General features: G+C 40.2%; 21 protein-coding genes and 1 tRNA gene. 12 read left to right on the top strand and 10 right to left on the bottom strand.

What is annotated here, in order from left to right:
- Positions 1-169 precede the first annotated feature (169 nt).
- Positions 170-2,956 (top strand): excinuclease ABC subunit UvrA, encoded by a 2,787-nt coding sequence (gene uvrA, locus H9628_RS05645; protein ID WP_251833150.1) that lies wholly within the window; start codon positions 170-172, stop codon positions 2,954-2,956.
- A gap of 264 nt (positions 2,957-3,220) precedes the next feature.
- Here uvrA and H9628_RS05640 read toward each other — a convergent pair.
- Positions 3,221-3,292, bottom strand: a tRNA-Arg gene (locus H9628_RS05640).
- Between the two features lie 66 nt (positions 3,293-3,358).
- Entirely contained in the window at positions 3,359-4,381 is a 1,023-nt protein-coding gene (locus H9628_RS05635; protein ID WP_251833149.1) for a M28 family metallopeptidase, read from the bottom strand.
- Between the two features lie 56 nt (positions 4,382-4,437).
- Between H9628_RS05635 and H9628_RS05630 the strand changes: the two genes are divergently transcribed.
- From H9628_RS05630 to H9628_RS05615, 4 genes are all read left to right on the top strand, one after another.
- Positions 4,438-5,604 carry an aminotransferase class I/II-fold pyridoxal phosphate-dependent enzyme gene (locus H9628_RS05630; RefSeq protein ID WP_251833148.1) on the top strand — a complete coding sequence of 389 codons (1,167 nt, stop codon included), beginning with the start codon at positions 4,438-4,440 and terminating at the stop codon, positions 5,602-5,604.
- A 200-nt stretch (positions 5,605-5,804) separates the two neighbouring features.
- Complete coding sequence (locus tag H9628_RS05625; protein ID WP_251833147.1) at positions 5,805-6,344, top strand: hypothetical protein; 540 nt, start codon at positions 5,805-5,807, stop codon at positions 6,342-6,344.
- A gap of 114 nt (positions 6,345-6,458) precedes the next feature.
- A complete protein-coding gene (locus H9628_RS05620; RefSeq protein ID WP_251833146.1) occupies positions 6,459-6,992 on the top strand; it encodes a hypothetical protein in 534 nt (177 codons plus the stop codon).
- A gap of 123 nt (positions 6,993-7,115) precedes the next feature.
- A complete protein-coding gene (locus H9628_RS05615; RefSeq protein ID WP_251833145.1) occupies positions 7,116-8,042 on the top strand; it encodes a DUF389 domain-containing protein in 927 nt (308 codons plus the stop codon).
- A 35-nt stretch (positions 8,043-8,077) separates the two neighbouring features.
- Here H9628_RS05615 and H9628_RS05610 read toward each other — a convergent pair whose 3' ends face one another.
- The gene (locus tag H9628_RS05610; protein WP_251833144.1) at positions 8,078-8,503 is read right to left on the bottom strand and encodes a hypothetical protein; all 426 of its coding nucleotides are present in this window, start codon (positions 8,501-8,503) and stop codon (positions 8,078-8,080) included.
- A 184-nt stretch (positions 8,504-8,687) separates the two neighbouring features.
- Between H9628_RS05610 and H9628_RS05605 the strand changes: the two genes are divergently transcribed.
- The 4 genes from H9628_RS05605 to H9628_RS05590 all read left to right on the top strand — a co-directional run bounded on the left by H9628_RS05605 (position 8,688) and on the right by H9628_RS05590 (position 14,808).
- Complete coding sequence (locus H9628_RS05605) at positions 8,688-9,647, top strand: SPFH domain-containing protein (protein ID WP_251833143.1); 960 nt, start codon at positions 8,688-8,690, stop codon at positions 9,645-9,647.
- A gap of 105 nt (positions 9,648-9,752) precedes the next feature.
- Positions 9,753-10,817 carry a ComEC/Rec2 family competence protein gene (locus H9628_RS05600; protein WP_251833142.1) on the top strand — a complete coding sequence of 355 codons (1,065 nt, stop codon included), beginning with the start codon at positions 9,753-9,755 and terminating at the stop codon, positions 10,815-10,817.
- A 3-nt stretch (positions 10,818-10,820) separates the two neighbouring features.
- On the top strand, positions 10,821-12,284 hold the full coding sequence (locus H9628_RS05595; protein WP_251833141.1) for a hypothetical protein: 1,464 nt from the start codon (positions 10,821-10,823) through the stop codon (positions 12,282-12,284).
- A gap of 1 nt (position 12,285) precedes the next feature.
- Positions 12,286-14,808 carry an AAA-like domain-containing protein gene (locus H9628_RS05590; protein WP_251833140.1) on the top strand — a complete coding sequence of 841 codons (2,523 nt, stop codon included), beginning with the start codon at positions 12,286-12,288 and terminating at the stop codon, positions 14,806-14,808.
- Between the two features lie 587 nt (positions 14,809-15,395).
- On the opposite strand, the gene H9628_RS05585 is transcribed toward H9628_RS05590, so the two are convergent.
- The 7 genes from H9628_RS05585 to H9628_RS05555 all read right to left on the bottom strand — a co-directional run bounded on the left by H9628_RS05585 (position 15,396) and on the right by H9628_RS05555 (position 20,920).
- Complete coding sequence (locus H9628_RS05585) at positions 15,396-16,337, bottom strand: hypothetical protein (protein ID WP_251833139.1); 942 nt, start codon at positions 16,335-16,337, stop codon at positions 15,396-15,398.
- Positions 16,337-17,227, bottom strand: coding sequence for a DUF6175 family protein (locus tag H9628_RS05580; protein ID WP_251833138.1), 891 nt, complete (start codon positions 17,225-17,227; stop codon positions 16,337-16,339). Before H9628_RS05580 ends, H9628_RS05585 begins: the two co-directional genes overlap by 1 nt.
- A 1-nt stretch (position 17,228) precedes the next feature.
- Positions 17,229-17,627 carry a hypothetical protein gene (locus H9628_RS05575; protein ID WP_251833137.1) on the bottom strand — a complete coding sequence of 133 codons (399 nt, stop codon included), beginning with the start codon at positions 17,625-17,627 and terminating at the stop codon, positions 17,229-17,231.
- A 3-nt stretch (positions 17,628-17,630) separates the two neighbouring features.
- The gene (locus H9628_RS05570; RefSeq protein ID WP_251833136.1) at positions 17,631-18,461 is read right to left on the bottom strand and encodes a penicillin-binding protein activator LpoB; all 831 of its coding nucleotides are present in this window, start codon (positions 18,459-18,461) and stop codon (positions 17,631-17,633) included.
- Positions 18,461-18,991, bottom strand: a complete 531-nt coding sequence (locus H9628_RS05565) for a hypothetical protein (RefSeq protein ID WP_251833135.1) — start codon at positions 18,989-18,991, stop codon at positions 18,461-18,463. Before H9628_RS05565 ends, H9628_RS05570 begins: the two co-directional genes overlap by 1 nt.
- Positions 18,992-19,168: 177 nt before the next feature.
- A complete protein-coding gene (locus H9628_RS05560) occupies positions 19,169-20,131 on the bottom strand; it encodes a CsgG/HfaB family protein (protein WP_251833134.1) in 963 nt (320 codons plus the stop codon).
- 351 nt (positions 20,132-20,482) lie between these two features.
- Positions 20,483-20,920, bottom strand: coding sequence for a DUF6591 domain-containing protein (locus H9628_RS05555; RefSeq protein ID WP_251833133.1), 438 nt, complete (start codon positions 20,918-20,920; stop codon positions 20,483-20,485).
- 291 nt (positions 20,921-21,211) lie between these two features.
- Between H9628_RS05555 and H9628_RS05550 the strand changes: the two genes are divergently transcribed.
- The 3 genes from H9628_RS05550 to H9628_RS05540 all read left to right on the top strand — a co-directional run bounded on the left by H9628_RS05550 (position 21,212) and on the right by H9628_RS05540 (position 22,907).
- The gene (locus H9628_RS05550) at positions 21,212-21,523 is read left to right on the top strand and encodes a hypothetical protein (RefSeq protein WP_251833132.1); all 312 of its coding nucleotides are present in this window, start codon (positions 21,212-21,214) and stop codon (positions 21,521-21,523) included.
- Positions 21,524-21,609: 86 nt separating this feature from the next.
- The gene (locus tag H9628_RS05545) at positions 21,610-22,164 is read left to right on the top strand and encodes a hypothetical protein (protein ID WP_251833131.1); all 555 of its coding nucleotides are present in this window, start codon (positions 21,610-21,612) and stop codon (positions 22,162-22,164) included.
- Complete coding sequence (locus H9628_RS05540; protein ID WP_251833130.1) at positions 22,143-22,907, top strand: sensor histidine kinase; 765 nt, start codon at positions 22,143-22,145, stop codon at positions 22,905-22,907. The genes H9628_RS05545 and H9628_RS05540 overlap by 22 nt, the downstream gene beginning before the upstream one ends.
- The last annotated feature ends 149 nt before the right edge of the window (positions 22,908-23,056 follow it).

The raw sequence follows: 23,056 nt of genomic DNA, 5'->3' as shown, positions 1-23,056 counted from the left end.
ACTACTTATCTTTTTCTCATCAAATGTGTAAGCAGATCATTAAAAAACTTTTTCATGATTGTTACAAATTTGTACTGCAAATATCTTAAAATTTTCCGGATTGAGCAATGCCGCCTTTTAAAATGAATTCGGTGGAAAAAGCGTAATTTTGTGGGTTCCAATTTTACACATGAGTACTACAGAAATAGATATAAAAAAAGAGATTTTCGTTAAAAACGCACATCTCAACAACCTGAAAAACATTGATGTACTGATTCCGAAGAATAAGCTTGTCGTAATCACGGGTGTTTCCGGAAGCGGCAAATCTTCACTGGCATTTGACACGATTTATGCGGAAGGACAGCGCCGGTATGTGGAGAGTTTAAGCTCTTACGCACGGCAGTTTTTGGGAAAGCTCGAAAAACCTAAAATTGATGATATCAAAGGGCTTGCACCTTCAATCGCGATACAGCAAAAAGTGATTTCATCTAATCCGCGCTCCACCGTGGGTACGTCCACCGAAATCTATGATTACATAAAGCTGCTTTTCGCGCGCGTGGGCCGCACTTTTTCGCCTGATTCCGGACGGGAAGTAAAAAAAGATTCGGTGACGGATGTGATTGAGCACATCAAACAGAATGAAAACCAGGATTTCCTGCTCAGAAGTCCGCTTAAATTTGAAACTGAAAAATTTCAGGAATTGCTGAACACGCTGAAGGTTTCCGGTTTCACGAAGCTTGAGGTAAATGGGAATGTCGCAGGAATAGAGGATCTGGAAAGTTTCGGTTTCGTGCCGGAAAAAGACATGGAAATCTTCCTGGTCATCGACAGATTCCGGTATGAGGAAGATGAAAGTTTCCTGCAGCGGCTTGCGGATTCAATACAGATGGCATTTTACGAAGGTCATGGTTACTGTTCTTTAAAAAATACCGAGACCGCTGAGATCACCGAATTTTCAAATAAATTCGAACTCGACGGACGTGAGTTCATGGAACCTAATGTCCATTTTTTCAGTTTTAATAATCCTTATGGTGCCTGTCCCGAATGTGAAGGTTACGGTAAAGTAATCGGCATTGATGAAGATTTGGTGGTTCCAAATAAGAACCTGTCGGTTTTTGAAGATGCGGTGGCAAGCTGGAAAGGTGAAAGCATGGGCGAATGGAAGAAATCTTTTGTAAAGAAGGTCGGTACTTCATTTCCGGTGCACAAGCCCTATTTTCAACTGACGAAAGAGCAGAAAAATTATCTCTGGAAAGGCGACGGAACGCGAAACTTCCCATCCATCAACAGTTTTTTCAAAATGGTGGAAGAAAATCTGTACAAGATCCAGTACCGCGTGATGCTTTCCAGATACCGCGGCAAGACGCTGTGTCCGTCCTGCGAGGGTCTGCGACTGCGCGAAGAAACCCAGTGGGTAAAGATCGATGGCCACAACATCCAGGAAATGATAGAGCTGCCGCTCGACGAATTGCTGCCGCTGATCAATTCGCTGAAACTCAACGAACACGATGCTGAGATTGCAAAAAGGCTACTCTACGAAATCACCACGCGTCTCGATTTCCTGCTCAAAGTTGGGCTCGGATATCTTACTTTAAACCGGACATCAAACACACTTTCCGGCGGTGAAAGCCAGCGGATCAATCTCGCGACATCACTCGGAAGTTCGCTTGTAGGCTCGATCTACATTTTGGATGAACCTTCAATAGGACTCCACTCCCGTGACACCGAAAACCTCATCGAAGTACTGAAAAACCTTCGCGACCTGGGCAATACGGTAATCGTGGTAGAACACGACGAAGACGTGATGCGCGCGGCAGATTACATCATCGACATCGGTCCGGAAGCCGGTTATCTGGGGGGCGAACTGGTTTTTGCGGGTAATTTTGAAGAATTGAAAGATTCCGAATCGCTTACCGCGCAATATCTTACCGGAAAATTACAGATCGAAGTTCCGGCCAAAAGGCGCAAAGCCAAAGAATTCATCGAAATAAAAGGTGCGCGGCAAAACAACCTTAAGAACATTGACGTCAACATTCCGCTTGAGAATCTGGTGGTGATTTCGGGTGTTTCGGGTTCCGGAAAATCGACTTTAATGAAGGAAATCCTGACGAACGAGATTCAGATCCAGCTTGGAATGGGCGGTAAAAAAGGTGATTACGATTCGGTAGAATTTCCGAAAAAACTCGTCAGAAATATTGAACTGATCGATCAAAACCCCATCGGGAAATCATCGCGGTCAAATCCGGTAACTTATTTAAAAGCTTACGACGACATCCGCGACTTGTTTTCAAAGCAGAAACTCGCTAAAATTCAGAATTTAAAACCTAAACATTTCTCCTTCAACGTAGACGGCGGACGCTGTGATGAATGCAAGGGCGAAGGCGTGATCAACGTGTCCATGCAGTTTATGGCCGATATCGAACTCGAATGTGAAACCTGCAAAGGCACGCGTTTCAAGAGCGAAATCCTTGAGATAAAGTTTGATGAGAAAAACATCGCCGATATCCTGCACATGACTGTGGATGAGGCACTTGAATTCTTTAAAGACAACAACGAACAGAAAATCGTGACCAAACTGAAACCTTTGCAGGAAGTCGGTCTTGGTTATCTACAGCTTGGGCAAAGCTCCTCTACCCTGTCCGGTGGTGAGGCGCAGCGGATCAAACTCGCATCGTTCCTGGTGAAAGGTGTCACGACGGATAAGACACTGTTTATTTTCGATGAACCTTCTACCGGCCTGCATTTCCACGATATCAATAAATTGCTGACCTCACTGCAGGCACTTATCGAACTCGGGCATTCGGTGATCGTCATCGAACATCAGCCGGATATCATCAAGTCTGCAGATTACATCATCGACATTGGTCCGGAGGCCGGAAAATATGGCGGTGAGGTGGTGTTCCAAGGAACGCCGGAAGAACTGATAAAAAATAAAAAGTCACACACCGCGCGATTTTTGGTTGAGAAGCTTACGTAATTTAGAAGTTATCCACGAAAAATTGTTAGTAACTTGTGAATTTTAATATTTCGTTCATCTTTTGGAATATTTTAAACAGTTCATTTGCAGTAAGAAGGGGACAAGTTTTAAGATATATCCTGAAGTTGAAATTTTTGAAATCTAAAAAACAGAAGCGATGTCGGCTTCACTGTTCGTGGTTGTATAACTAAACAAATGAGATGAAATTATCTGTCAATCCCACGTCTGAAGCGTGGGATTTTCTTTATTTGTGGAAGGATTTTGTAGCCCCAACAGGAATCGAACCTGTATCTAAAGTTTAGGAAACTTTTGTTCTATCCGTTGAACTATGGGGCCGAAGGGCAAATTTACAAAGAAAAATTCCGCTACAGTCTGCAGCGGAATTAATTTATTGATTCAGTATCAACGGGTATTCTTACCGTCAACTACGATTCTTTCAGCGCGGTTCGCCAGTTCCCACGCGGTGGCAAAGACGAGTTGCGTACGTTTTTGCAGTGCGACGTAATCGATCTTGTCTGAATCGTCGCCCGGCTTGTGATAATCGGCGTGGATACCATCAAAGAAAAAAGCAGCAGGCACGTTGTGCTTTGCAAAATTATAATGATCAGACCGGTAATAAAGCCTTTGCGGATCTGCAGGATCATCATATTTATAATTAAGTTCAAGTTTTACGGTTTTATTATTTGCTTCCACATTGATTTTCTTCAAATCTGAGCTCAGCATTTCTGAACCGATTACATATACATAATCTTTTCCGCAATTCTCAGGATCGCAACGGCCAATCATATCAATATTCAGGTTTGCAACCGTATTGGCCAACGGAAATACCGGATTTTGGGAATAATAGTCAGAACCGATCAATCCATGTTCTTCGCCCGTCACATGCAGGAAAAGGACCGATCTTCTTGGCCCGTGTCCGGCCTTTTTGGCGTTCTGAAAGGCTTCCGCGATTTCCATCAGGGCAACCGTTCCACTGCCGTCGTCATCCGCACCATTATAAATCTGCCCGTCCCGTGTTCCGACGTGGTCGTAGTGTGCCGAGATCACGATGAGTTCCTCCGGCTTTTCGCTTCCCGGGATGTAAGCCAGAATATTTTCAGATTCCGGCAGGCTGCCACCGCGCGTTTTGGTCTGCATAAAGGCTTGCGGAACCATTTGATAATAAGATTTGAGCGGTGCGGGGAAACTTACACCCATCTTCTGATACTGACCAATCATGTAGCGGCCGGCTTTCTTTTGACCTTCGCTGCCGGTCTGGCGGCCTTCCATCTCATCGGAAGCAATGATATAAAGGTCCCGTTTTAGGTCGTCCTGGCTGATCGATTCATACGCTTTGCGAAATGCACGGCCGTCATAGGAATAATTTGTCGTAGCACAACTTGTCAGCAATACCGCCGAAAGCAACGGCACAAAGATGTTTTTCATAGATTCTTATTTAATTGGAAGGTTTAAAAATATAAAAAAATTCTAAAGTCTTTTCGATGCAGAATATAGTAAATTTGAGTATGATAAAACGGAAACATTCAGGTCAGGACATGTCTATTTTCTCGGAAATGTCGGCATTGGCGGCAAAACATCGGGCGGTGAATCTTTCGCAGGGTTTTCCGGATTACGAGACCGATCCGCGACTGCGTAAACTGCTTGGCGAAGCTTCTGATCTGCATTACAACCAATATCCACCGATGGGCGGACTGCCTGTTCTGCGCGAAAATCTGCTTACATTTAACCGTCAGCGTGAAATTCCACTTCAGCTTGAGCTTGAAAACATCATGATTACGCCCGGCGCGAGCTATGCGATCTTCATGGCGCTGGCCACGGTACTCGAGCCCGGAGATGAAGTGATTGTGCTGGAACCTTCGTACGATTCTTATGTTCCGTCCATCGAGACAAATGGTGGTGTGCCTGTCTATGTTTCCTTGAAGGATGACTTCACTGTTGATTTTGAGGCTTTAAAAAATGCAGTTAACGCTAAAACAAAGGCAATCATGGTCAATTCACCACACAATCCGTCGGGGTACGTGTGGACGCAATCCGACTGGAATCAGCTTGCCGAAATCACCACGCGAACCGGCATTTTCGTGATCTCCGACGAGGTCTATGATATCTTAACCTATGATGGTAACCCATTCTACAGCGCATTTCATCACCCGGACCTGTGCGAACGCTGCTTCAGCATATTTTCTTTTGGTAAAATGTTTCATGTGACGGGTTGGAAGGTGGGCTACGTGTTGGCATCAGCAGAATTACTGGCCGCGTTCGGGCGGGTTCATCAGTACGCCGCGTTTTGTGTAAATGCGCCTGCACAGTATGCGCTGGCAAAATATCTCGAGGTTTTCGATGTAAAAGAAAACCGCAGAATGATGCAGCACAAACGCGATTTTTTCACCGAAAGTTTTGCCGGTCTGCCGTTCAGCTTTGATCAGAAAGCCGGCGCGGGCTATTTTCAGCTATTAAAATTAGAAGATACAGACCTCAACGACCGCGAACTTGCATTTTGGCTCACCGAAAAAGCCGGAGTTGCAGCCGTTCCTCTTTCCGCTTTTTATAGAGACCGGCAGAAAACCGGACTCCTTCGCTTCTGTTTTGCGAAGAAAAAAGAAACCATTGAGCGGGCCGCACTCAATCTTAAAAAATTCTTCGGCAGCTAATTTCCGCTTCAATTGTTCCGGGCGTCGTCAGACAACTTACTGACAATCAAATTTAAATTCAAACAAACTGCTGGTTTTCTGCGGATCTCCGCTTTAGCACCGTTACGTTAAACAATGTTAAAACAGCCATGCATGGCATTTTAATTGAATGTTCTGCGGCATAACAAATCAAAAATATTAACATTAAAAATTTTAAAGTTATGGAAAACCAACAGTACAGACCAGAATTCAGAAACGATTATGTTTCACGCGTATTCAGATCAAGAGAAGAAGCTGACAATGCATACTCAGACCTTCACAGCAGAGGATACAGCAAAGACGATATCAACGTGATGATGTCTGATGATACACGCAATAGATATTTCACTGAAAATGATCACGACTCTGAATTGGGCGATAAAGTAGCAGAGAACGCAGCTACCGGCTCACTGATCGGTGGGGGTATCGGTGCCGTAGTAGGTGCTGTAGCAGCAATCGGTTCTAACGTACTTCTTCCAGGTCTTGGACTTGTAATTGCCGGTCCATTAGCTGCAGGTCTTGCAGGCGCAGGCGCAGGTGCGGCAACTGGCGGCTTGGTAGGCGCGCTTACCGGTGCAGGTGTACCTGAAGATGAGGCCAAAATTTATGAAAACGAGATCAAAGACGGTGGAATCTACATGGGATACAAACCACGTAACGAAGATGACGCACGTTACTCGTATGACAAATGGTATAACGACGATACCGAGTCTAGACTTTAATCTGAACAGATCTAAAAGACAAAACCACCGACATTTCGGTGGTTTTTGTTTGGCAATAGGGATGTGATCAAACTTTTTAGCGCTGAAACCATTATCTTAGCTAATAAATGCATTATGAAAAAAGTACTTATTATTCTTTGCGGCGCCCTGATTCTGGAATCCTGCGTAGTTTCCACCGCCGCCAGCGTGGTGAAAGGTGCCGGAAAACTAGCCTATAAAACCGTGAAAGGAACCGTGAAAGGTATCGCGTGGACGGTGAGCAAAGCCAAAGGTAAGATCGATGAAGACCGTCTCGATGGTAAATGGAAAATCGTGAGGATTTACAACGGTTCATTCACCGAATTTGAAAAAGCTGAAAATCCGGAAACTTCATTTGACAGCAATTGTGCAGAAGGTTTTGAACAAATCGAGTTTAAGGCAAAACGCAGTAAATTCAAACCGGTTCACTGCAGCAGTGAAAAAGAAGACTGGACGAAATATGACTTTAAGTTCGGTAAAAATCCGGCGAACGGTGAACGTGAAAACTATATCGAGTACAATTCGCGCAATTATATTTCAGTCATCGATGTCAGCGGGAAAAACCTGACGCTTGAAGGAAACCTGATGATGTCGGGAACCCAGGTTTATCTTCTTGAAAAAGTGAGATAAGCCGAACGCTGCCTGCAACGTTTTAAATTCAAGTTCGAATCTGCGGCGAAGTTCGGAGCAATTTTTGTTTTTGATCATATTCATCCGGCGGAATTTTCTGCCGCAATCATCAAAAACCAACTTATGCACAGAACGATTGAAGCCTCCATTCCATCAACCGCTACTCCTGCTGTTACCAAAGCCTTACTCAACGACCAGAACGTCATCCATCTCAGCGTACATGAAAATTCATCGCTGAAACCCGCCGGCGACACCCTCGTCATTCATGTGCTCAACCGCGGCACAGATGACGTATTGAAAATGATTGGTGAACATACCGAAGGTCTCGAATTCTCAATTGCCACCGCCGAGGTCGCCAGCCTTACGCACCATTCGAAACAAAAAGAAATCAACCATGATGTGGATGAAGCCATTTGGGAAGAGATGGAAACCGGCTTGCGGCACAACGGACGTATGACCACGAATTATCTGATCCTGATGTTCATCGGAGGCGTAATCGCTTCGGTAGGCTTCATTTCGGAAATCCACGATCTTATCATCGCATTCGTGGCGGCTTCTATTATCGCGCCGGGTATGGAACCTTTAGCCAAAATTCCGCTCGGTATCGCGCTGAAAAAAACCGATGTACTTCTCACCGGGCTGAAAGCTACATTCTTTGGTTACTTCACACTTATCGCCGCTTCATTTCTTACGTTTATGGTACTCGTCAATTTCGGTTTGGCAAAAGAAGCGGATTTCACACATAACGAAGCCACAGCAGGCATGCTGCATTTAAGACTTAAAGACATCTTACTCTCACTCGCAGCCGCTACGGCAAGCATCATCATGTACCTCTCCTACCGTACCAATGTAATCGCGGGTCCGCTTATCGCACTGATCATCATTCCGGCAGCTGCGGCGATGGGCATTTCACTTTACATTCAGAACTGGGATTTTCTGGCCAACTTCAGCAAAAGATTTATGCTGGATGTAGTGACAATCGTGATTGTGGGCATTATCTGCATAGTGCTCAAACAGAAGTTGGTGCACAAGCGCGAACCGCTAAGATAAAATCCGGCACAATTAATTAAAACAAAAAAAGGAGACTATTTATAGATCTCCCTTTCGTATGCTTTAAAGACAAGGTTTTTCAGACTGTTCAGGATCGTACTGTGATTCCGGTCTTTTTCGTTGTCAATCTTAATGGTTTTGTTGTCCTTTGTAATCAGGCGTGAATTCGACAGTGAGACCACGAAGCCTTCTTTCAGGAAATCATAGCGCACGCGGCTTTTGATCTTTCCCGCCTCCACTGGCATTACGAGAAACAAGTCGAGATGGTCGCTGCCTGAACTTATCGGCTCCACGGAAAAGCGGCCGGATGAAACCACATCGAGCAGAAACAGGTCGGTTTTGGCTTTCACCAGAGCGGCATCGTTGCGGGTGGTGTAATTGTATATTTCGCGCACCGGTTTCTGTTGTGCAAATGAAAGCACAGAAACCGTGATCAGCAGGCTTACTAATACTCTTTTCATTTTTTTAAAGGTTTAGCGCGATGCAGCAAAAAGCTTTCCACATTCCTACCTCAGGTTTAGCCACAACTAACACATTTAATGATTTTTAACAGTATTTAATATTTCGAACATTAAAATAATTAAAAACGCTTGCACGATTTGCAGAATTAAAGTATTTTCCGAATTAATATTTTAAAATTATTTCATGTCATTAACTTTCCTTCTTCTGCTCGTCATTGCCCTTGTAGTCATCATCGGCATCGTAACCAAAAAACTCGACATCCTCACCTATTCCACTGACCGAAACGGCAAACAGGTACCGAACGGTGTGCGCTGGAAACCACTCACCTTCATCTTTTTCGCGTGCATCGCAGCGCTGCTGCAGCCCATGAATTATGACGTGATCAGCGTGGGTCACAAAGGTTTGCTCATCAACTTACTGGGGGACAAGCGTGGTGCGTCTGATACCGAAGAGGTTTCCGGGGTCGTGTTCTACAATAAATACACCCAGGAAATCCAGGAAATACCGCTCGACCAGCGTCATATCGAATATCCGGAATCCATTATCGTGGCCAAAGGCGGTTTCCCCTGCCCCATCAAGCCTTCGTTCAACTATTCGGTGAAAGAATCCACCGCGGCGGATATGTTTACCAACCTGCGCTCCACGTATAAAAAGGGCGGACTCGAAGCTATTCAGGAAGGCTGGCTCAACAACGCCATCATCGGTGCGATCAACGATGTGGCGAACCGTCATTCGATTGATTACCTCTTCAACAACCGTGAAACCTACGAAGCTGAAATTCTGTCGGAAGTAAACAAACGCATCGGAAAATGGTTCCTCGTATCGCAGTTGAAAACCAATATTCAGCCGCCCAAAGCCATCCGCCAGTCGATTGAAGACAAAGCCACCGCTGATGCCGACGCCATTAAAGCGGAAGCGCAGGCACGTGTGGCGCAGGCTGATGCGCAAAGAAAAATCCAGCTTGCGAAAGGAGATTCGGCTTCTGTGGTTATCCGAGCGCAGGCCGACGCCAAAGCGATCAGCCTTAAGCAGCAGGAAATTACCCAAACCTATGTTGAATACCAGCGCGTGCTGAAATGGGACGGCGTAATGCCGACGACGGTGCTTGGAAGCGGAAGTGGGACGTTGTTGAATGTGAAGTAGGTTAATTTAGGCCACGAAAGGATTCGTGCAGCAGCGGGGGAATTTATGTACTTTTAGCAATGAGTGATAGATTCTACATTTTTTTATAGAGACATACAAATAAGTATGAAAATAAAATTTTTACAAGCAGGTAATGGAGATTCACTTCTATTATCTTTTAATGATGGGAAGCAAGATCGCAATATATTAATTGACGGAGGTGTTGCTGATACATATTATTCCCAGAGTAGTAACATTGAAGGAGATTTAAAAACTGAGCTAGATTTTATAAAAAAGAAAAGTGAATGTATTGATTTACTTATTCTAACTCATATTGACAATGATCATATTTGTGGACTACTTAAATGGTTTGAATTAGACGATAAAGCGCATGAATTGGTCAAAAATATTTGGTTTAACTCTGGAAAATCAATTGCTAGGCATCTCAATGAACCTGAAAATGAATATTTGAAAGTTGGTTTAAATATTTTTTCTGATTCTCAAACAGGTGTACATGAGGCTATTCAATTTGAAGATTATTTACTGGAGAAAAAAATTTGGAATCAGAAAATAATTATTCAAGGGGAAGATATTGAAGAGTTCGGTATAAAAATTCAAATTCTTTCACCAAATGACGATCATCTGAAAAAACTTTTAACGGAGTATAAAGAAAAAAGCAGTGATCCCGCATATACTGCTGCAAAAGAAAAAGATTGGGATAAAAATCTCAAGGATTTAATTGAAGAAGAAAACGGATCTGATTTTAGATTTTATCAAGATACTAGTATCAAAAACGGAAGCTCGATTTCTTTTATCTTGACTTCGGGCAATAAACGTTTTTTGTTTTTGGCAGATTCTCACCCCCAGGGCATAGTAAAACAATTAAAAACGCGCGGTTTTAGTAAGAACAACCCTTTAGAAGTTGAAGTATTGAAGGTTTCTCATCATGGCAGTAAAGCTAATACCAACAAGGAACTATTAGAAATTGTAAAAACAGAAAATTATATTATAAGTACCGATAGTTCCTCATATAATCATCCAAGTAAAAGAACATTAGCTCGAATAGTAAATGTTAAACCTGATGCCATCTTTCACTTCAACTACGAACACGTCCGAAATGCTATATTTACCGATATGGATCGTAATGATTACCCATTTAAAGCAAAGGTTACAAAAGAATTAGAATATTAGATAATGACATTAGATGGTTTAAAACTTTACACTGTTCGGATAAATAATGGTAGCGGATGTTTATTCCAACCAATATCTAATGGTAATGAATTTACTTATATACTTACCGCAAAGCATTTATTTGAAAACGGGGCAAGGGACAAGGATGATGAGATCATTCCTCCGATCCCCGATGGAACAATAATATCGATTGTTAGGCAAGAATATGTTGGAGATAAGTGGACGAAGACTCCGATAGACTATACGCTTATCAGAGGAGTAACATATTTTCCTCATAAAGAGGCTGATGCTGCAATATTAAAAATTGATTATTTGTCGCCGGGATATGATAAAATTGTTATAAATGATATTCCAATAATCAGCGATGGCTATTATTTAAATGGGTTTCCAAATCAATTTGATCAAGAGTTGGGTGAAGAATATACAACATACAATGTTAGAGAAATAGAAGCTTCAGGAAATTATTCTCAAAATGCTCAACTAACAAATGATGTATTAAATAAAGAGCAAATTGAAGGGATGTCTGGTGGTGGGATTGCCTCAGTACAAAAAGATCATATCTCGATTATCGGCATTCAAAGTAGAGTAAAGCATCCGAATTGGGCAAATGGTAAAATATGTTTTGTTCCAATGAAATATTTCTGCGAGATAATAAATTATGAAGAATTTAACACCTTATTAACTCAATTTCATGCTCCAAATGTTGACTTACGGCTTGTTTTATTCAATAACTATAAAATTAGTTGTGAACCATTTTATGAGGAGCGAGAAGTGGATAAGAACTTTCTTATCACATTAGGCGCAAATAATATTTGGATTCACGCAGATTCTGGAAAAGGGAAAACCGCATTTTTACATCGTAATTTAATAATTAATCATATTTCTTTTTGTTATTGCGATTTAAGTCCAATCATTATAGAAGATCCTGAACAAATTTTAGAAGAAATAATAAGTTGCATCGAAATAAAATATGGTTTAGAGCGGGATGATACTGAAAAAAATAAAATAAAGACTATTATAAAATTATGCGAAAAAATAGACGATGATAAATTTGTTATTGTTATTGATGAATTGACAACATTACCTTACGAATTACTTCAAAAAATCACTAAATCATTAAGTGCTGTTGTAATTCATTATAATAATACCTATCCAAATGGAAAATTAAAATTTGTTATATCTACATTACATAATCCAAAAATTTCAACTTCGAATTTCTCTAAAATTTCACAATATTTTGAGGTTATCGATCTAAATGAATGGAAAGAAAGTTTATCAAATTTGTATGACAGAATTTGTCCTGTAATCAAGTTGTATGATAGTGGTTTAAAAGAAGAAATCATTGCCAATTCATCTGATTCACCAAGAATACTAAAAACAATGTTCAGAAAGATCTCAATACTTGCGGAAACTAATGAACAAAATATTAAGCAGGTTATCTCTAAAACCATAGAAGAAAACATTTAAAATGGAGAGAATTTTAAAAAATTACACCACAATACCAGACCATCTGTACGTCGAAAGACAGGCGGATTATCAATTAAAAAATATAATTGATGAGATGCAGAGACCAGGATATGTATTGGTAGCAAGACAGATGGGAAAAACCAATTTACTTTTAAATGCTAAACGAAATCTGGAAAGTTCTAAGAGGCTGATTATTTACATAGATTTATCCAATCTCTACGAAAACGAAGTTGATTGCTACCGAAATATTATTGACACAATTATTGAATTGAATGAAAATATTTTTTTGGAAATCACACCAAATATTGATCAGATTAGAGGGAAAAATACGCCTCCACACAATGAATATTTGAGGTCGTTACTTTTGATTCTACAAAAATTTGATGGTGATATTGTGATAATTTTAGATGAGATTGATGCTTTAAAAAGTAAAACTTACTCAGACAATATCTTTGCTCAAATTAGAAGCAATTACTTTTCCAGAACAAATTATAGTGAACTTGAGAGATTAACATATATACTATCAGGAGTTATTGAGCCTACAGAACTGATTAAAGATAAAAACAAATCACCTTTTAATATTGGCGAAAAAATATATTTAGACGATTTTTCCTTTGAAGAACATAACACCTTTATATATAAATCTAAGCTTCAAATTTCGAACGAGTGCTCAGATCACATTTTTGAATGGATAAATGGAAACCCACGTATGACATTCGATATATGTTCGGAAATTGAAAAGAGTTTATTAAAAGGTAACCAGATTACAAACGAAATTGTTGATGAGCTAATACATAATAAATATTTAATTGCTTTTGATGTTGCACCAGTAGATCACATCAGAGAATTAATTAAAAACGACGAAGAACTGAGAGAAGCTATAAAATGTATTCAATCTAACAAAACTGTACATATTACTGATGAAATAAAAAGAAAATTATATCTTTTTGGAATCATAAGCTCTGACTTTAATTCAAATCTTTCAATTAAAAACAGAATTATCAGTTATACAACTAATATTGAGTGGTTAAATTCACTAGAGAACGAAATATCTTATGCAAATGCAATTAGCAAATATTCGCATGGATTTTACCATGAAGCAATTGGGACGTTTGAAGCATTATTAAAGGAAAACAATTCGGTTTTAATTAGTGAACAGATTAGATATCACATTGCATTATGTTACTACCATCTAGGTGATTTCGAAACAGCTATTGAATATCTTGACTATGAATTTCAAACGGATGTAGAATTTGACTCCAGGGTATTTCTGGCTCTATCAGAAATAAAAATAGGTAATATTAATGGTCTAAAAACTTTAGAGGAAATAGTATCGAATGGTAATACCAATTCAATTACTTTCTTAATGGCAATTCTAAACGTGGCTATCAATACACCCGATGGTAAAAAAGCTTTAGACTTTTTAGATTTAATCACAGCGGTAAATGACAATATTTACATCAACAGTAAAGAACTGCAAGAACTTAAAACTCTGTCTCATTTTTTTAAATCGAATATATATGAAAAGCAGGAACAGTGGGATGAATCAATTAACGAAAACAACATTGCTCTTAGTCTTTCAACAGCTGACGTTAGACCAATTTTACTACTAAATAAAATTAACATTCTTAAAATTTTAGGAAGAGATACAAACGACACAAAGCAAGAACTTGTAAATTTCATTGTCAGTGAGAGATTAAATTTTTCCGAACAAAATTATTACCCTGTATCATTTAATAGAATAAATCTGCCTGTTTTTTTTAATGGAGTTTTAGGAAGTGATACAACTGCATTTGATATTCTCTTTACATATATATCAACTAATTTACTAAAGGGTGAAAAGGAATGCATTGATCTTTTATTAAAAGAAGAAAACAATATTCCGGAATTATGTGAATACCTGTTAAGTGATAAACGTGATAAATTAGATACCTCTCAAAGCATAGCAATTTATCGTATTTTATCTTCCCGCAGTTCCCAAGATATTGATATAGTGAAATTTAAGCTGTACATAGATGAGATATCAGTGAATATTAAAGATTATATACTACAAGAATCCGATTACATGTTTATATTGAATGCCTTGTTCCAAACGATACATAAGAAAAATTTTAAAAATGCAATAACTTATTCAGAGGAAGTTTTAACGTTATTAAGACAAGTAGAAAATAATTTTTCAACCCATGTAAGTGCTTTGGCACAGTATATAAAATTTATTGGTGAATTACAATTAAATTTTAAAATTCAAGCGGTTGAAAGCGCGAACAAAACATTAGTGCAACTAGATAATATTAAAGAATTTATACCTGAAATTATTGATGTAAGTTTAGCAGCTAGTATACGAGACCAAGTGACTAATATTCCTTTTGTAAGAAATAACAAGATCGTTAATCAAAATAACAATCAATCAACGCTTAGAAATCAAATTGTAACAGCAAAATACAATACGGGGAAAATTATTAAAAGTAAATTTAAACATATTGAAAAAGATTTATTAGATGGTAAATGTATTATCATAGAATAAGCCCCCGCTACCGAGAAATTAAATTCGAACCCCGCTGCGCAAAGTCTCCTGACTTTGAGCCTTCTACAAAAATTATTTATCTTTGATAAAACACAACCAATGAAAACCGGTTACGTTATCAGAGATCATGAAAAGCCACATTTTATTACGGCTACTGTTGTTGACTGGATTGATATTTTCACAAGGAAAACCTATCGCCACATTATCATAAACTGTTTCGACTTCTGCATCAAAATAAAGGGATGGTGCTGTTTGGTTACGTCATTATGAGCAACCATATACATTTCACCGTGCGGAGTAACGAAAGAAGATTAAAGGTGATACCACTAAGACAGGGCAATAAAGTTTGGTAATGCTGTACGCGGAAGCCTTGTTACTTTGCGCCTTTAGATTATATTTCTGTATATAATTACCACTACCTGCTAAAAAAACTTTAACCGAATTTTTAATTTCCTTCTTACAAGGATTTTTTTATTCCACAATACGGAATGTTCTGCTGAACTCTGCACCAGAATTCCTGTAATTGCATATAAATCCGATCTGCAAGGTAGAACCCGGATACCATGATGATAAACCACGCGGACTTGTCACCGTACAATAATCACATTTCCGGGACGTTTTTGGCTGTTATAAAACGATACAGCAATATCTTTTATCGCACTGATCCTTTGTTTTTCAAGGGCGACATGATCCTTCCGCATGTTCATCTGCTGATCCCACTGTTTTTTCTCCTCCGCCGTTATCCTGTTTTCGATGTTTTTAACCAACAGACTGCTTTCGGCCGCACAGGGAGATACGCTGCCGACTCTGGAGAGAACTTCAAAAGCAGAAGAATAATCTTTCTGCGCAATAAACATTTTTGCGTCGCTGATGAATGCTGAACACTCCTTGCGCTGAAGATTACTGAAAATTTCCAGTGATTTTGACTGTGCGGTATTATAGCACCGTGCCGCATCTGGAATGGATGCCAACAATGCTAACGATTCTGCATATTTTCCGGATTTATCAAGGTTGGCTGATTTTGAAATGATCTGATTACAGTTGCTTTCATAGTACTTCAGCACTTTATCTGTCCCTTTGTTCAGGAAGGCGACCAGCGACGGGTCGCCAGCAGAGAGGGTATTTAGCGCATTACTAATAGCCAAGGCCGTATTTCGTCCGGTTCCTTTTAAGGTTTTGGAATAAGAGGAAAAAATAATATCAGTCTGATCCTGTCTTATCACAAGCTGCAGGGTCATAGTAATCACGTTGATATTCTGCATGCCGCCTTCCACAACATCCTGGCTGTTGATAATGATATTGGGTTGAAGGAGGAGACCATTGTTATAGTTTGTCGCTGCAATTCCATAGTCGGCAAGTAACTGCGTAAGTTTTGACTCCGTTTTCAATAATACATCCTGCTCAAAACGTTCTGTCTGAGCTTCGGTAAAGGAAACTGAGAGTTGAATCTTTCCCAGATCTTCCTGTGTTTGCGAATACGCGGCCGCCGAAGCCATAAATGCTGCGCAAAGTAATAATTTTTTAATCATTATTTAATGGTGATATAGATCGTATTTCCTTTAATATCTTTGTCTGTCTGGAGATTTAAATTCCTGAAGAACTTGAACATTTCGAGCGCAAATTTGTTGGCATTGTAGTTTTTTCCTGTCGAATCTTTAAGCGGAATTCTCACATCGTCCAAAATCATCCTAAAGTCTGTAGTACCCTGTATGTGATAGTTATTTTTGTAGGAATTATTTTCCATCCACATCTCGATCTGATCGGAAAGAGGAAGGTTTTCCGGTGCAATCTCGGAAGACATTTTATATTTTGAATCCTGAGCGAAACTGATATCAATGTTGATAGATTTACCGTTCAGGACAATATCGGTGAATTTAGCTTGCATCACGTTCAGGAATTCTTCAGAAACGCTTTCTACCGCTTTGGAAGCCAGCTTACCAAAATCATCTGTATAGAATTTGCCACTTTCACCCACTTTATTGGACAGCGAATTTCCTGTAGAAGCTTCATAGCCAGACATTACTACCGAAACGGAATTGCCTGAAGGCGTCCGGTTTTCGGTTACTTCTGCCTGAACGTAGATATCAGCACCGGACATTTGGACGATCTGGTCTTTAAGATCAGTCTGATTGTCAGATGTGAAGATATTATTGTCTTTTGCAGATTTTAGTTTGGCCACGAAATCTACGGTCGTGAAGCCACGATTGTCAAAAACCTCTTTTATTTTTGTAAGCGCTATCCTTTTGTTGACATCATTTTCAAGAATGGTTCGGAGGTCTTCACCTTCTTTTACGTAAGGAATGACCATAATTTTTGGCTGCACGGTCTGCACGTTCGAAGCAGACATTTGGGCAAATCCTTTAGTACTCACCAGGACAAGTGCCACTGGCAGTATAGTTTTCAGGAGAAATTTTTTCATTTTAGTAACCGAAGTTTCGGATAATGGAATTTTGTTCTAAATCTAATTTAAGGGCCCTAGTGTTAAGGACAATCCGGCAACTGCCATCTTTGTTCCGCGAGGCGACCGTGACAAATGTTTTATAGCGGTTCTTTTCGAAGAAGTTTTTAAAATAAGCAGGATTCTGTTTCTGTATCAGCTCTTCGGAGGTAGATATCAAAGGAAAAGTCTGATTGCTTTCAGGAAATCCCCGAAATAATAATTGGTAAATGGCCGCGTATTCCGGATTACCGGAGTTTACATCCAGAGTTATAGATGTACTGTTGCTCTCGATAACATGTATCTGGGAAACTCTGCGCTGCGGTGTGCAGCTGGAAATAAAAAACAGGCCGGTAAGTGACAAAATATAGAGGTACTTCATCTGTTATTTTTTAATGATAAGCGTACAGTCCAGTTTCTGTGAATCTGAATAGTTAGAAGAAAGGTTTTCACTGGACTTCCTGTCTACTGCCACTGCTTCGCTGAGGTTTTCGCCGGCTAGATTTATCACTTCCACTGTACCGATTAATTGAGGATATTTCTGGCCTTCAATAATTTCCGTTTTTTCTACTGTAAACCTGTCTCCCACTGCGACTGCATTGTTTTTACCCACATTCAGCAGGAATTTTCCCCTGTTTTCTGACTCCAGTATTTTTATCACTTTTCCCTGGACCGGGAAATTCTGTTTAAAATATTGGTTGATTTCACCCTGTAAAGATCTCATGGCATGCTGCACGGCACTTTCCGGGGACAGCATCAAATCGCCAGCTTTCCCTTCAAAGCTTGTAGCATCAGTACTGAGGCCGGTAGCCACGTCTACAACTTTCATCTGAAAGGCAACGCTGGCTTTATAACCGGTGATTGTTCCAGCCGCACTCTTCATTGCATACACCGGTATTTTAGTGATATGTCCGGTAATTATCTTTTCAGCTGCCATACTGGCTCCCTGCTCCACCCGGTTTTTACTGTCTATAAATGCTTCGGACTTCTGCAGTTCTAGTTCATTTCGAACCTTTTCACTGCTGGTTCGGTCTACGACACGGAATCTCTTTGTATTGGTAAGCATTTCCACGACTTTTTCAGTGACCAGACCTACAAACCTGTCGCTTTCATTGGTGGTGAAAGCGCTTACTCCCACTACGGCTCTGGTATCCTCCTGTGCCGGGAGCTTCGTCACAGGCAGCAGAAGGAGTAAGAAAAGAAGTGCTCTGTACATTAGAGATTCTCTGAAGTGCGAATCGTTTGAATCATGCTCTTAATCGCGGTAGCCTGAAAAAGTGTCTCTTCACCTAAAAGCGCTACAGCAGTTTTTGCATAATTAACAGCTTGTAAAGCTTTGGCAATTTTAAGCGGATTTTTAATTTCAGACGCATCTTTTGATGCACTGGCAACATCAGAGGAAATGTTTTCCAGGTTTTTTGACTGTGAATATATTCTCACGGCGAGTTCTTCAAGTTCTCTCAGGGTAGGTTTCTTAACAGTAACATCAGTTACACCGTCAACACTCTGACCGACGGACCGGTAGTACAGGTTCTGAAGCAGCGGTGTTATAGCTGCGGACTCCAACGCAGTGGAGGCAATTTTTATCTGAAGACCGTCAATAGAAGAAATTGCAGTTTCTTTTGGGGTTTCTAACTTCTGAATTTTTATAATTCTCTGTTTTGAAGTTTCAATTTGTTCTTGTGTCTGTCCAAAAACATTGGTGTAAGCAGTTAATAATACTGCCGCGAGTAAAAGTTTATTCATGATATTGTTGTGTAAAGTGTGTATCCACAATTCTCCTGGTAGATGGGTCCTATTAGCTGTACTACTGGAAAACTGAAAAATAAAAAGTGCTCGAAGGCGTGATGTAGGATGGAAATTCAATGAAAGTGAATTGCTCTATTTCAAAATGCAGATACCCGCAACATAAAATCGGCACAATCAGCTTGTAATTATTTGAAGATTTGCCTTAGCCTTAAATTTATTACTTAATTCTACCCCGCCGCTTTTTACTTCGCAAACAGAAAAGTTCTCATCTTCTATTCTAATTACTTTTAGTTCCCCAATGGGCTTTTTCCGTTTCATCATTTTCCCGGCAACTTCTACTTCGATAACTTCTGATACTATAAGTTTATCTTTTTCTTTAATACCAAAAGCTGACCCTCCTGCAATTAAAATCTTTTTTGCACCACTGTTACTATCAAATTCCTGGATTTCGACAATTGGAAAGGAGACAGGAAAATTAGCACCTACGAATTTGTCAATTGCTCCGCTTATATCCTGGACAGCTACTGCAAAGGCCTCTTGGGTATTTTGAGGGTCTTTTCCGGTTAGGACATTAGTCCAGCTCTTCAACGAAAGAATACCTTTGTCTGCTTTAGTAGCAAGCATATCGGAAGCGAGAATTTTCCCCGTCTCAATATCAATGAGTTTTATATCCAGCGAAATCGTGGAGTCATAGGTAGTATAATGTTTACCTTTTGAATCAACATGGTTCTGTTCCGTAGCGGTTACCGAGTTTATGTTTCCTGCAACTAAATATTGGGCTCCTAAATTTTTACTTTTTGCGATAAAAGTCCCATCCATAAAATCCTCAGTTTTTTGAAGTTCTCTTTCATTGCGGAGAGCTTCCATTTGAGCACGACTTACTATGTCAAATCTTTTTGTTTTTGCAAAGGAATTAGTTACTGCTTCTTCAATCGTCCGCGTAATGCTTTTGTCATAGCTGGAAGTAAAGGGAATTACTCCTATTGAAACCTTTTCTTGAGCTGAAATCAAACTGCCGATCAGCAGCATAAAAAGTAATGGTTTTTTCATGTAAAATAGATATTTTATTTTTTTCAAAAGTATCTCTTCCACACTAACTATATTTGTCCAATATTGCCCAAATGCATCTGATCCCATGTTCCTGGGGTTTACCGTCAGTTATATTGCGTCCCTTGGTCAGTTTCACATTACCGGCTGCACGCGGTAATTTCTCAGGCGGCACATCTTCAAACATGACTTCCTGTTCCGCTGACACAATTTCCGATGTTTATTTCGGCCAACTTCCCACATTGAAACATCATGGATCCATTATAAACCATTAGTTTTATTAGACGATATTGAGTCTATTTCGTACTTACATTGTGTAAGTAACGAACATGACCCGTCCTAAAATTACTGCTCAGATTAAAAAAAAGCCCGGTGAAAAAACACCGGACTTTACCTGCAAGCCATCACTATTCTAAAGTTTAATAAGCGAATTCTGCTTTGTTACTCAAAATTCATTTCCGGCATACTTTGCTGTAAGCTCTGCGTTGCTTCTATCATCTTTAAACTGATCTCGTTCATACGTTGTAGCTGCTGTGCGGAAAACTGTTCTTCACGGATGCTCTTTAGCCTGGTATTAAAATCCACCGCTTTTTGCATTAATCGAGGATATTCTGCCAACGCACGTTGGTCGCCTTGCAGAGACTTTTTATACATGGCGATATACTGGTCCATGTACTCCTCATAACTGTCGAGCATTTTATTGATATCTGCTTCTGAACTACCGGACTCAAATGAGGTTTCTTCGATAGTTTCTTCAGTTTCAGTGGCGATTGGCTCCGATGTAGAGTAAGTAGTAAATGTTTCTGGTTCCAGGCTTTCATTTTTTTCACATGAGCATACAATTGCAAGCATGGCAACAGTAAATAATAGTTTTTTCATAAAAATTAGGTTATTTTAAGTAGGGTTCAAAAATAGGATGGCAACCCGACGCAGCGTGAGCCCATTTCTGCCCAATCCTTCATTCCGCTTATTGGGTCCTAATTTTTTTCAGCGTCACACCGAATCCTCACAAAATCAGCCACACATATCCGCACTGCAAGAAGCCATTTCCCCAATTTTTAAAAGTCATGATTTATTTCACCCAGAAAAAGTGTGAATATTGGTGCCGCGAACTGGAATAATTTCGAATCTTTCAATAAAACTGTGTATTTTTACCCTTAACTAATTATTATGGAGCTCAGCACACAGTCAGGAGAAATTATTAGCCTGGAGGAAGCCAGACGGTACACCCATGCTTTTCAGAAACGTAATCTAAACGAAAAGAAAGCCTTCCTTGTCGGAGCAGAAATCCTTCGGAAAATTCTTGAACAGCCGGGCTGTCTGGGTATCCGAATCTACAACGGATACTGTGAGGAGGACGATATGCAGAACAGGGTTTTGATCGGCGTCGATGCTGACGGAAAAGATATGGAAACCGGTATTATTTTAGACAAACTTACGCCCTGTCCCCCAGGCTGCACATCATCATCCCTGTTAATGTAATGCCTGTATTGCTGTATATTACCTTTTTTGCGGGATTTCTTCCTCTTGCAGCATTGGTTTTACTTAAAAGTAAAATCCCAAATACCATGCCTGCAAAACCATTTATCTATCTGGCAGCCGCGAGTTCACTTTATGAAATGATTTTTACCGTGATGCTAAAAATAGATTCACGGGTATGGTTTACCGTATACGATATTCTTGCGTTTCTGTGCATTTTTTACTATTTTTTTAAAATTAACCGCCCAAAATACAGAAGTATTTTTACAGTATCCATGGTAATTTTTGCCCTGGTGGCTGGTGCGGGCTGTTTTATAGCTCCCAGAAGCCTGAGTCATTTTCTGCACGTACAGGCAGTCTTCTCCGGAACCATTACTCTTTTTGTGATGGTAATGACGTTTCTGTGGTTTACCGATATCTTCAGGAAAATGGAGGTTCCCAACCTTTGGGATCTGCCTGATTTTTATAACATTGCGGGTCTGTTTATCTACTATTCCACTACATTTTTTTTATTTTTACTCAGTGACATCATTCAGACTGACGGTTCTGTGATATTTCTGAACTACTGGATGTTAAATGTAGTTGCCGCGCTGATTTTAAGGACATTATTAACAATAGGTGTTTGGAAAAGTATTCGGAATTAAAACTATTTTTTTGGTTCGGAACCGCAATAATGGTCTTCCTGGCTGTTGCGGTCATCTTCCTTGCCCTGTATTACCAGAGCAGGCTCTACAAACTGAAGAAAAAGGAGGCGTTCCTGCGTATGCGGGCGATACTTAATAAAGAAAAAGAAGAACGAGCCCGCATTTCCTCCGATCTGCATGATACGGTAATCGGAAATCTCGTGTCCATCAGTATCTACTTCGGAATGCTGAAAAACCAAATCAAAGACCCTGAAGTCCTGGGCGTGATTAATGGGATAGACGATGAGCTAAAGGATACAAAGCAGCTGATCAGACAGATTACCTATAACCTGATGCCCCCGCTGCTGAGTAACAACGGTTTTATTGCTTCGGTGGAAGATTTCCTGCGCAAAAGCAGTGTTCGGTATGGGTTTACCTACGAACTTAATCACCTTGGGTTTATTGAATTTTCAAAACAGTCCTCCTATGATGTACTTCTTATCCTACGTGAGTTCATTACCAACAGCTGCGTGCACGGCGGCGCCACAGACATCAGTATAACGCTCACCACCGCGAAGAAGCACAATATCATTACCTACAAAGATAACGGTGCAAAGTATGACTTCGTTGCAGAAATGAACCGCTCCACCGGGTATGGGCTAAAGAACATTCTCTCGCGCGTTGAAAATCTCCACGGAAGTCTGCATCAGCGCGAATCTGCCACCCATAATGAGTTTGTTATATTTGTAAAAAGCGCAGACTGAAGCACAACGCCTAAGAAGCCGGAACTTTCGTTGGCTTTTTAACTTTCATTGCTAAATTCCGTCAGTTCCTGAAACTTTTTCCGCCTGCGGTTTCAGAGGGTAAAGTGCTTCAGTCACTCGATTTTTCTGCCTATTTTAGCGGTCTTAAA

Source organism: Kaistella pullorum (assembly GCF_014837035.1).
GTDB classification, from domain to species: domain Bacteria; phylum Bacteroidota; class Bacteroidia; order Flavobacteriales; family Weeksellaceae; genus Kaistella; species Kaistella rhinocerotis.
Note: the sequence above shows the minus strand (reverse complement) of the source record. Positions and strands in the feature narration are given on the sequence as shown.

Coding starts and splice junctions, on each gene's coding strand:
- H9628_RS05610 (WP_251833144.1), bottom strand. CDS start 8,503: ATGAAAAGAGTATTAGTAAGCCTGCTGATCACGGTTTCTGTGCTTTCA.
- H9628_RS05595 (WP_251833141.1), top strand. CDS start 10,821: ATGACATTAGATGGTTTAAAACTTTACACTGTTCGGATAAATAATGGT.
- H9628_RS05635 (WP_251833149.1), bottom strand. CDS start 4,381: ATGAAAAACATCTTTGTGCCGTTGCTTTCGGCGGTATTGCTGACAAGT.
- H9628_RS05605 (WP_251833143.1), top strand. CDS start 8,688: ATGTCATTAACTTTCCTTCTTCTGCTCGTCATTGCCCTTGTAGTCATC.
- H9628_RS05570 (WP_251833136.1), bottom strand. CDS start 18,461: ATGTACAGAGCACTTCTTTTCTTACTCCTTCTGCTGCCTGTGACGAAG.
- H9628_RS05585 (WP_251833139.1), bottom strand. CDS start 16,337: ATGATTAAAAAATTATTACTTTGCGCAGCATTTATGGCTTCGGCGGCC.
- H9628_RS05615 (WP_251833145.1), top strand. CDS start 7,116: ATGCACAGAACGATTGAAGCCTCCATTCCATCAACCGCTACTCCTGCT.
- uvrA (WP_251833150.1), top strand. CDS start 170: ATGAGTACTACAGAAATAGATATAAAAAAAGAGATTTTCGTTAAAAAC.
- H9628_RS05625 (WP_251833147.1), top strand. CDS start 5,805: ATGGAAAACCAACAGTACAGACCAGAATTCAGAAACGATTATGTTTCA.
- H9628_RS05575 (WP_251833137.1), bottom strand. CDS start 17,627: ATGAAGTACCTCTATATTTTGTCACTTACCGGCCTGTTTTTTATTTCC.
- H9628_RS05630 (WP_251833148.1), top strand. CDS start 4,438: ATGCAGAATATAGTAAATTTGAGTATGATAAAACGGAAACATTCAGGT.
- H9628_RS05565 (WP_251833135.1), bottom strand. CDS start 18,991: ATGAATAAACTTTTACTCGCGGCAGTATTATTAACTGCTTACACCAAT.
- H9628_RS05555 (WP_251833133.1), bottom strand. CDS start 20,920: ATGAAAAAACTATTATTTACTGTTGCCATGCTTGCAATTGTATGCTCA.
- H9628_RS05545 (WP_251833131.1), top strand. CDS start 21,610: ATGCCTGCAAAACCATTTATCTATCTGGCAGCCGCGAGTTCACTTTAT.
- H9628_RS05560 (WP_251833134.1), bottom strand. CDS start 20,131: ATGGGATCAGATGCATTTGGGCAATATTGGACAAATATAGTTAGTGTG.
- H9628_RS05580 (WP_251833138.1), bottom strand. CDS start 17,227: ATGAAAAAATTTCTCCTGAAAACTATACTGCCAGTGGCACTTGTCCTG.
- H9628_RS05600 (WP_251833142.1), top strand. CDS start 9,753: ATGAAAATAAAATTTTTACAAGCAGGTAATGGAGATTCACTTCTATTA.
- H9628_RS05550 (WP_251833132.1), top strand. CDS start 21,212: ATGGAGCTCAGCACACAGTCAGGAGAAATTATTAGCCTGGAGGAAGCC.
- H9628_RS05590 (WP_251833140.1), top strand. CDS start 12,286: ATGGAGAGAATTTTAAAAAATTACACCACAATACCAGACCATCTGTAC.
- H9628_RS05620 (WP_251833146.1), top strand. CDS start 6,459: ATGAAAAAAGTACTTATTATTCTTTGCGGCGCCCTGATTCTGGAATCC.